7 protein-coding genes and 1 pseudogene are annotated in these 8,025 nt (G+C 73.6%); 5 read left to right on the top strand and 3 right to left on the bottom strand.

Annotation, left to right across the window (positions count from 1 at the left end; genetic code table 11):
• The 5 genes and pseudogenes from MHY20_RS11185 to MHY20_RS11165 form a co-directional block, all read left to right on the top strand.
• Window positions 1-106, top strand: a pseudogene (locus tag MHY20_RS11185) (molybdate-binding protein); the annotation flags it as partial.
• A complete protein-coding gene (gene modA, locus MHY20_RS11180; RefSeq protein ID WP_239376837.1) occupies window positions 101-859 on the top strand; it encodes a molybdate ABC transporter substrate-binding protein in 759 nt (252 codons plus the stop codon). The pseudogene MHY20_RS11185 and the gene modA, both read left to right, overlap by 6 nt.
• Window positions 856-1,638, top strand: a complete 783-nt coding sequence (locus tag MHY20_RS11175) for an ABC transporter permease (protein WP_239376835.1) — start codon at window positions 856-858, stop codon at window positions 1,636-1,638. Before modA ends, MHY20_RS11175 begins: the two co-directional genes overlap by 4 nt.
• A complete protein-coding gene (locus MHY20_RS11170; RefSeq protein ID WP_239376833.1) occupies window positions 1,631-2,536 on the top strand; it encodes an ATP-binding cassette domain-containing protein in 906 nt (301 codons plus the stop codon). The genes MHY20_RS11175 and MHY20_RS11170 overlap by 8 nt, the downstream gene beginning before the upstream one ends.
• 82 nt (window positions 2,537-2,618) lie before the next feature.
• On the top strand, window positions 2,619-4,736 hold the full coding sequence (locus MHY20_RS11165; protein ID WP_239376831.1) for a 3-hydroxyacyl-CoA dehydrogenase NAD-binding domain-containing protein: 2,118 nt from the start codon (window positions 2,619-2,621) through the stop codon (window positions 4,734-4,736).
• A 232-nt stretch (window positions 4,737-4,968) separates the two neighbouring features.
• Here the strand turns inward: MHY20_RS11165 and MHY20_RS11160 are convergent, their stop codons facing one another.
• The 3 genes from MHY20_RS11160 to MHY20_RS11150 form a co-directional block, all read right to left on the bottom strand.
• A complete protein-coding gene (locus MHY20_RS11160; protein WP_239376829.1) occupies window positions 4,969-6,159 on the bottom strand; it encodes an asparaginase in 1,191 nt (396 codons plus the stop codon).
• Entirely contained in the window at window positions 6,156-7,421 is a 1,266-nt protein-coding gene (locus MHY20_RS11155; protein WP_239376827.1) for a methyltransferase domain-containing protein, read from the bottom strand. Before MHY20_RS11155 ends, MHY20_RS11160 begins: the two co-directional genes overlap by 4 nt.
• Before the next feature lie 61 nt (window positions 7,422-7,482).
• Window positions 7,483-8,025, bottom strand: a 543-nt coding sequence (locus tag MHY20_RS11150) for a hypothetical protein (protein ID WP_239376825.1), incomplete at its 5' end; no start/stop codon positions are given.

Below are 8,025 nucleotides of genomic sequence, written 5' to 3'. Positions count from 1 at the left end.
CGAGGAGACCTCCGTGACGAACGTGCTCGGCGCCGTCACCAGCGGCGAAGCCGACGCCGGCCTGGTGTACCGCACCGACGCCAAGAACGCCGGAGACACGGTGAAGACCTTCCCGATCCTCGCCGCCACCGCCGCCCTCGCCCTCACCGCCTGCGGATCCGCCGGCGGGTCCAGCGCCGACGGCTCCGGTGCGTCCGACGGCGCCCAGCCCGTCACCGTGTTCGCCGCCGCATCCCTGACCGCCCCGTTCGAGGAGTTCGCCGACTCCACCGCCGTGCAGGAGTCCTTCTCGTTCGACGGCTCCTCCGGGCTCGTGGAGCAGATCAAGCAGGGCGCCCCCGCGGACGTCCTCGTCACCGCGGACGAGCGCACCATGCGCGCCGCCGAGAAGGCCGGCCTCCTCGACGGGGAGCCGCAGCAGATCGCCACGAACGAGCTCGTGCTCGTCACCCCCGCGGACAACCCCGCCGGCATCACCGGCTTCGATGACTCCCTGAACGGCACCCGCCTCGTGGTGTGCGAGAAGTCCGTGCCGTGCGGAGCCACCTCCCTGAAGGTCGCGGACACCGCCGGCCTCGACCTCAGGCCCGTGTCCGAGGAGACCTCCGTGACGAACGTGCTCGGCGCCGTCACCAGCGGCGAAGCCGACGCCGGCCTGGTGTACCGCACCGACGCCAAGAACGCCGGAGACACGGTGAAGACCTTCCCGATCCCCGCCGCGAGCGAGCACCCCACCACCTATTGGGTCGCGGTGACGGCGGAGGCGAAGAACCCGTCGGCCGCCCGTGCGTTCATCTCGGACCTCACCGGTGAGAAGGGGCAGAACCTCCTGCGCTCCTACGGGTTCGGCGTCCAGTGACCCGGCCGCCGGCGTGGGCGTGGGCGCCGTTCGCCCTCGCCCTCGGCATCCTCGTGATCCCGCTGGCGGGTCTGCTCGCCACCGTGTCGTGGTCGCAGATCCCGGAACTGCTCGCCCGGCCCACCGCCCGTGACGCCCTCGGACTCAGCATCCGCACCTGCCTGGCCTCCACCGTCGTGGTGATGCTGCTGGGCATCCCCGCCGCGCACATCCTCGCCCGTTCGCGCGCCTGGTGGACGCCCTGGGTGCGCACCCTGGTGACCGTGCCGATGGTGCTGCCGCCCGTGGTGGCCGGTATGGCGCTGCTGGTGACCCTGGGCCGGCGCGGCCTCATCGGCGAGAAGCTCGACGCCTTCGGACTGCAGATCGGCTTCACCACCATCGCCGTTGTGATCGCGCAGGTGTTCGTCTCCCTGCCGTTCCTGATCGTGGCGCTGGAAGGGGCGATCCGCGCCTCGGACCGCCGGCTCGAGCGGGCCGCCGCCCTGCTCGGCGCCGGCCCCACCCGCACATTCCTCCAGGTCACGCTGCCGACCGTGCTGCCCGCCATCGCCTCCGGCACCGCCCTCGCATTCGCGCGGTCGCTCGGCGAATTCGGTGCCACCATCACCTTCGCGGGCTCCCTGCAGGGCGTGACGCGGACCGTGCCGCTGGAGATCTACCTGCTGCGCGAATCCGACTCCGAACTCGCCATGGCGCTCGCCGCGATCCTCCTCGGCGTCGCCGCGGTCGTGGTCGGCATCTCCATGCGGCTGCAGGTGAGGAGCAGCCATGACTGACTCCGTCGGCGCCGTGGATCCCGCCCGCCCCGACAACGCCGACGGCGCCGCGGCCCCCGTCGGCCCCGCCGTCCACGTCCGCGCCCGCGTCCCCGACCGCGCCGTGGACCTCGACCTCACCTGGCCGCTCGGCACCACCCTCGCGCTGATCGGCCCGAACGGAGCCGGCAAGACCACCACGATCGATGTCCTCGCCGGAACCCTCACCGGCCACGGCTCTACTGTCACCCTCGGCGACCGCGACCTCACCGACCTGCCGGCCCACCGCCGGCGCCTCGGCTGCCTCGAACAGCGCGCCCTGCTCTTCCCCCACATGAGCGTGCTGGCGAACGTGGAGTTCGGCATGCGGGCCCACGGCGTGCGCCGGCCGCGCGCCCGGGCCCGCGAGGAGCTGGAGGCCGTCGGCTGCGGTCACCTCGCCGGCCGCCGGCCGCACCAGGTCTCCGGCGGCCAGGCGCAGCGCATCGCCCTGGCCCGAGCGCTGGCCACTGACCCCGACCTCGTCCTGCTCGACGAGCCCCTCTCCGCGCTCGACGCCGCCCTCGCCCCGGCGATGCGCCGCCTGCTGCGGGCCCGCCTCGCCGGCACCACAGCGCTGCTCGTCACCCACGATGTGCTGGACGTGCTCGCGCTCGCGGACCGCGTGGCCGTCATCGAAGGCGGCCGTCTGGTCGCGGAGGGGCCGACGGATGCCGTACTGGCGTCGGCGCAGACGCCGTTCGTGGAGGACTTCGTCGGCACCGATCGGGCAGACGACGCGGAGGATTCCGTGACGCTCAGCCGCTCCCGCTTCGAGGAGCTCCTGCGGGCAGCGGGGGAGCGCGGCGAGGGCCAGCAGGGGAGCGCGTCGTCGAGGGGCAGCGGCGAGCGCGGCGCGGGGGAGGGCGGCACGGGGTAGCGGCGGTCCAGCCTCATGCGCCACACTGGTACCTGCAACCGGGAGTACCGGATACCTGTGAGCGCCGAGGAGGACGCCGACAATGACGAACTACACCGAACAGGTCACCGCCTTCGACTACGAGGTCCGCGACCACGCGACGCTCGGCCCCGTCGGCGTGATCACCGCCCGCGCCGGCGGCCCCAAACCCGCCACGCTCGGCCGGCAGTCGGTGGACAACCTCGTCGAAGCCGTCGCCCAGGCCGTCGCCGCCGCCGGAAACGGCGACATCCGCGCCATCGCCATCACCGGCGAGGACCGCATCTTCCTCGCCGGCGCTGACCTCGCCATGTTCGCCGCCGGCACCGCCCCCGAGGTCATCCGCGATATGACGCGGAAGATGCACGGGCTGCAGGTGCTCCTGCGCACCGTGGACGTCCCCGTCCTCGCCCACATCAACGGCGCCGCTCTCGGCGGCGGCCTCGAAACCGCCCTGATGGCCTCGATCCGCACAGCCGGCCCCCAGGTGAAGGGCATCGGACTGCCCGAAACCAGCCTCGGCATCCTCCCCGGCTGGGGCGGCACCACCCTTCTGCCCGCCCTCATCGACCCCGAGGACGCCCTCACGATCATCGTGGACGAGCCCGCGAAGGACCGCACGATGGACGCGCAGACCGCCCTGGAGCGCGGCGTGGTCCACGCCCTCGTCGATGACCTCGACGCCGCTCTCGACTACGTCGCCGAGAACCCTGGTGTGTCCGGCGCCGTCGGCCCGGACAGCCGCAGCAGCGCCGCAGACTCCGCCGACGGCGCCGACCGCGCCGCAGATGCCGGCGACAGCGCCGCCGCGGCCGGTGCCGCCGCCGACCGCGCCGAACCACTCCCCACCGCCGACTCGGACCGCGCGAAGGCCCTGGTGGAGGCGCTGAAGAAGCGGGAGAGGCTCGCCCGCGTCCGCGACGCGCAGGGCGCCCCCGCCACCCTGCGCGTGCTCACCCTCGTCACCCAGCTGCTCGACTCCACCCTCGAGGACGCCCTCGCCCGCGAAGCCGACGCGATCGTGGAGCTCGCGCAGACCCCCGCAGCCGAAGGCGCCCTCCATGCCGCTGAACTGCTCCGCCGCGGCAAGCCGTCCCGCACCCCGATCGAGGGCGCGAAGGACATCACGAAGGTGGGCGTGGCCGGCGCAGGCCTGATGGCCTCCCAGATCGCCGCGCAGCTCGCCCGCGGCCTGCGCGTCCCCGTCATCATGCGTGATCTCGACGACGCCATCGCCGCGAAGGGCCTCGCGAACGCCCAGCGCATCCTCACCGACGCCGGCGATGCGGACGCCGCCGAGCTCCTCTCCGCCACCACGGATCTCGAGGACCTGCGCGGCGCCGACCTCGTCCTCGAAGCCGTCCCCGAAGTCATGGGCATCAAGCAGTCCGTCTTCGCGGAACTCGAGGACGTCCTGGAGGCCGATGCCCTGCTCGTCACCAACACCTCGAGCCTCTCCGTCACCGAGATGTCCTCGAAGCTCGACCACCCCGAGCGCGTGGTGGGCCTGCACTTCTTCAACCCCGTTGCGAAGATGCCGCTCGTGGAGGTCATCCACACCGACGCCACCGACGAGACCACCCTCGCCACCGGCCGCGAAGTGGTCCGACGGATGCGGAAGTTCGCCGTGGACTCCGCCGACGCCCCCGGATTCATCGTCAACCGCCTCCTGTTCCGCATGCTCGGCACGGTGCTGTCCGCGATCGACGCCGGTGCCTCCGCCCAGAAGGTCGATGAGTCCCTCGACGCCCTCGGCCTGCCGATGCGTCCCCTCACCCTGCTGGACATGGTGGGCCTCGCCGTGGCCGACCACGTTGGCCAGGTGATGGTGGACAAGGAGGGCCCCGAACGGTTCCACGCCTCGCGCGGCCTGCACGCCATGGCGGAGGCGGGGGAGCGGTTCACGGAGGAGGGCCACCGCCCGCCCGCACCCGTGCGCGCCGAGGTGGACGAGGTCTTCGCCCGCGCCAATGACAGCGAGCCGGACCAGCCGCGGCCGAAGACCGGTGACCGGCTCCTCGAGGAGGTCGAGAAGGGCCTCGCGGACGAGATCACCCGCATGGTCGACGAGGGCGTGGTGCAGCGGCTCGAGGACATCGACCTCGCGCTCATCCTCGGCGCTGGCTTCCCGCGGCACCGCGGCGGCATCAGCACCTTCCTGCGGCAGCGCGGCCTCCTCTGACGCGGCTGGGTCGGTGTGCCCACCCACTCGCGTCACCGCGCGCATCGGTGGGCGCATAGCGGCGCACCAGCTCCATAGACGGAACGGTGTGCCGCTATGCGCCAATGCTCGCGGTCGCCGGCACCCGTCGGCCGGGAGGTACGAGCGCCGGCCGCGGGGCGCTGCGGGGCGCGGCGGCCGGGCGGCGTGGTGCGCGGTGGCCGGGCGGCGTGGGCCGACGGGGCCCCGGGGGTTACTCGTAGCTGAAGACGTCGAACGCTGCGCGCAGATCGGCGAGGGTGGGCAGGCCAGCCGGTGCTGCCGGCGCCGCCGAGCCCGCGGGTGCTGCCGGCGCCGACGGGCCCTGTGCGGCGTCGGCGAGGAGCATCTGCAGCAGCAGGCGCGCCTTGTGGGCGCTCAGAGCCCCCGCCATGACGGCACCGGCATCCATCAGATCGACCTCGCTGCCGGGGTAGGCGTAGTGGTAGGTGGAGGTGCCGCCCTCTGGGATGCGCGTGGACACCACCACGGGCACGCCGGCGCTGATCAGCGACCGGATCGGGTCCATGTGGCCGGCGGGGACGTGCCCCATCCCGGCGGCGTTGATGACGACCCCGGCCACCGGCCGCGCGGGCCCCGCCAGCGGTTGCGCCGCCCCTGCCATCGGCTGCGCGGACCCTGCCCCGGGGCCGTCGTCGGCGCCCGTGGGACCGGCGCCGACGCTCGCCGCGATCAGGTCGAGCATCGTCGTGTCGTCACCGAGGCCCGTTCCGATGATCGGCACACTCGGCAGCGCCTCCGGCAGATCCCGCGCCGCCGTGCCGGCGAGCAGGCGCAGCGGGGCATCCGTCGGCCGGTACACCAGCCGCACATCGTCCGCATGCACCACGCCGATGGGCCCGGAGGGGACCGAGTCGAAGGCGGTGACGCTGCGGGAACTGGTCTTGGTGACGCGGTCGCCGAGGTGCAGGTGGGAGTCGAACACTGTGAGGACGCCGAGGCCGCGTGCGGAGGCCGCGGTGGCGGTCAGGACCGCGTCACGGAGGTTGGCGGGCCCGTCGGCACCGGCGGCGTTCGCCGGCCGCATCGCACCGGTGATCACCAGGGGCTCCTCGCGCGTCCACAGGCGGGACAGGAGGAACGCGGTCTCCTCGAGGGTGTCGGTTCCGTGGGTGAGGACGACCCCGTCGGCCCCCGCCTCGACGGCCTCATCGGCGGCGATGAGGGCGGCGCGCACGTGCTCGAACCGCAGCGACGGCGAGCCCACGTTCGCGACCTGCACGCGGGTGACCTCCACGCCCGGCACCGGGGAGTCGGCGGCGGGGGAGCCGGCGGGGCCGACGGGTGCCGGCGAGCCGGGGGCGGCGTGCTCCCCGGGCGCAGCCTGCTCCATGGCGATCGTGCCGCCGAGGGCGATGATCGTGACGCGGCGCTGCGCTGTCATGCGCGCTTCTCCTTCCGTGTCAGCTGCACGACGACTTCGGCGTGCGGCGTGTGGGGGAACATGTCGACGACCCTACCGCGCACCAGACGCAGCGACGGCATCGCGGCGAGATCGCGGGCGAGGCTCGCCGGGCTGCAGGACGAATAGATGACGTGGGGGATCGGCGCGGACTCCAGGTAGGCGGTGAGGTCGGGGCCGAGCCCGCGGCGCGGCGGGTTCACCACCGCGAGGTCGGGGAGGGCCGACGGGTCCTGCTCGCGCGCCCACGCCGTCGCGTCCGCGACATGGAAGCCGGTGCTGTCGGTGAGGCCGAGGGCCTCGGCGGTGGCGCGGGCGGAGTCGATCGCGTCGGCGGAGATCTCCACGCCGGTGACGACGGCGCCGCGCTGCGCCAGATGGAGGGCGAACCCGCCGACGCCGCAGTACAGGTCCCACGCCCGCAGGCCCGCACCGCCACCGGCCGAGGCAGGTGCCCCGTCGACCGCGGCAGGCGCGCCGGCAGAAGCTGCGATGTCCGCCGCCCAGTCGCCGACCTGGCGGTACAGCTGCGCGGCAACGTCCGTGTTCGTCTGCGTGAACGACTGCGGCAGCACCCGCAGCGGCACATCCCCCACCGGCATCGTGATGGCGCGCTGCTCGGTCAGGGGGATCTCCTCGTCGCCTTCGAGACGGGCCACATGCTCCGGGTGGATGTTCGCGCTGACCACCACGGCGCGCGGATCGAGCTTGTCGAGGTGCTCGCGCAGCCGGCCGAGAGCGGAATCGCTGCGCAGGACGAAGCGGACGAGCGCCTGATCCTCCGCGGCGGTGACGAGAACGAACTTCACCTCGCCGCGCCGGCGCGCCACCGAATAGGGCGGGATCTGGGCGCGGCGGATCACCTCGCGGGCGGAGGCGAGGACGTCGTGGATGATCGGCAGGTACAGCGGGCAGTCCGCGAGGTCCACGGGAGCGGCTGCGCCGGCGGGCGCGGGAGCGGCGGAGACCGAGGGGGCGGGGGAGTGGCCGACGGGCTCCTCAGCCCCCGGCAGGGTCAGGATCGGATCCGCGGCGGTGCCGGCGACCACCATCTTCGCCTTCGTCCGGAAACCGGCCGGCGCCGAGGCGATCGGCGGCAGCCAGCACCCGTCGGTCCCCGCGCCGAACGGCTCCAGCAGGCCCCTGACCTGGGAGTCCCTGTCCTGCAGCTGCGCGGGGTACGGCTGGGGGAGGAGGGTGCAGGAGCGGCATTCACCGCGGTCGAAGTGGGCGCAGAGCGTCATGGCGGATCAGCGGCGGCGCGGCGCCGGGCCGGGGAGGGGGCGGGCTGGCGCGACGCCCGAGTCACTGCACAACATCGAGCGCGGCACTGTCGTCGCACACGGACGTCACCGAGTAGCGGTGCTCGCCGATCTCGAACTGGTCGCCGATGTTCGCCGGCTCCATCTTCTGCGGCCCGTCGCCGAGGTCGATCGTGAACTGCGCGGCCTTCACATGCTCGCCGTCCACCGCCTCCTCGAACGCGAACTTCACCGTGTCCTCGCCGTCCTTCATCGCGGGCTCGGGCTCCTTGCCCTGCGCGATCGTGACGGCGCCTTCGCCGGTGCAGGCGTCGGTCAGGCCCTCGGAGGCTCGGGCGGAGGAATCGATCCGGGGCACCCCGCTGCCGGCCGTGTTCTCGGCCCCGCCGGCGTCCGAGGCGGCGCCGTCCTTCAGCTCGGGCGACTGGGACTCCTTCATCCGCACCTCAGCACCCGGGTTGCCGCCGCCGTTGGCGTCCGACGAGCAGGCCGCACCGGTCACGAGCACACCCGCGGCGAGAGCAGCGGCCGCCACGGCGCGCAGAGGGCGGGGGCGGCAACCCGGGTGCTGAGGTGCGGATGAAGG

This window comes from Helcobacillus sp. ACRRO, assembly GCF_022347125.1.
GTDB lineage: Bacteria > Actinomycetota > Actinomycetes > Actinomycetales > Dermabacteraceae > Helcobacillus > Helcobacillus massiliensis.
Note: the sequence above shows the minus strand (reverse complement) of the source record. Positions and strands in the feature narration are given on the sequence as shown.

What these genes read in the sequence shown, in the direction of transcription:
- MHY20_RS11170 (WP_239376833.1), top strand. Translation starts at nt 1,631, where the DNA reads ATGACTGACTCCGTCGGCGCCGTGGATCCCGCCCGCCCCGACAACGCC.
- MHY20_RS11165 (WP_239376831.1), top strand. Translation starts at nt 2,619, where the DNA reads ATGACGAACTACACCGAACAGGTCACCGCCTTCGACTACGAGGTCCGC.
- MHY20_RS11160 (WP_239376829.1), bottom strand. Translation starts at nt 6,159, where the DNA reads ATGACAGCGCAGCGCCGCGTCACGATCATCGCCCTCGGCGGCACGATC.
- MHY20_RS11155 (WP_239376827.1), bottom strand. Translation starts at nt 7,421, where the DNA reads ATGACGCTCTGCGCCCACTTCGACCGCGGTGAATGCCGCTCCTGCACC.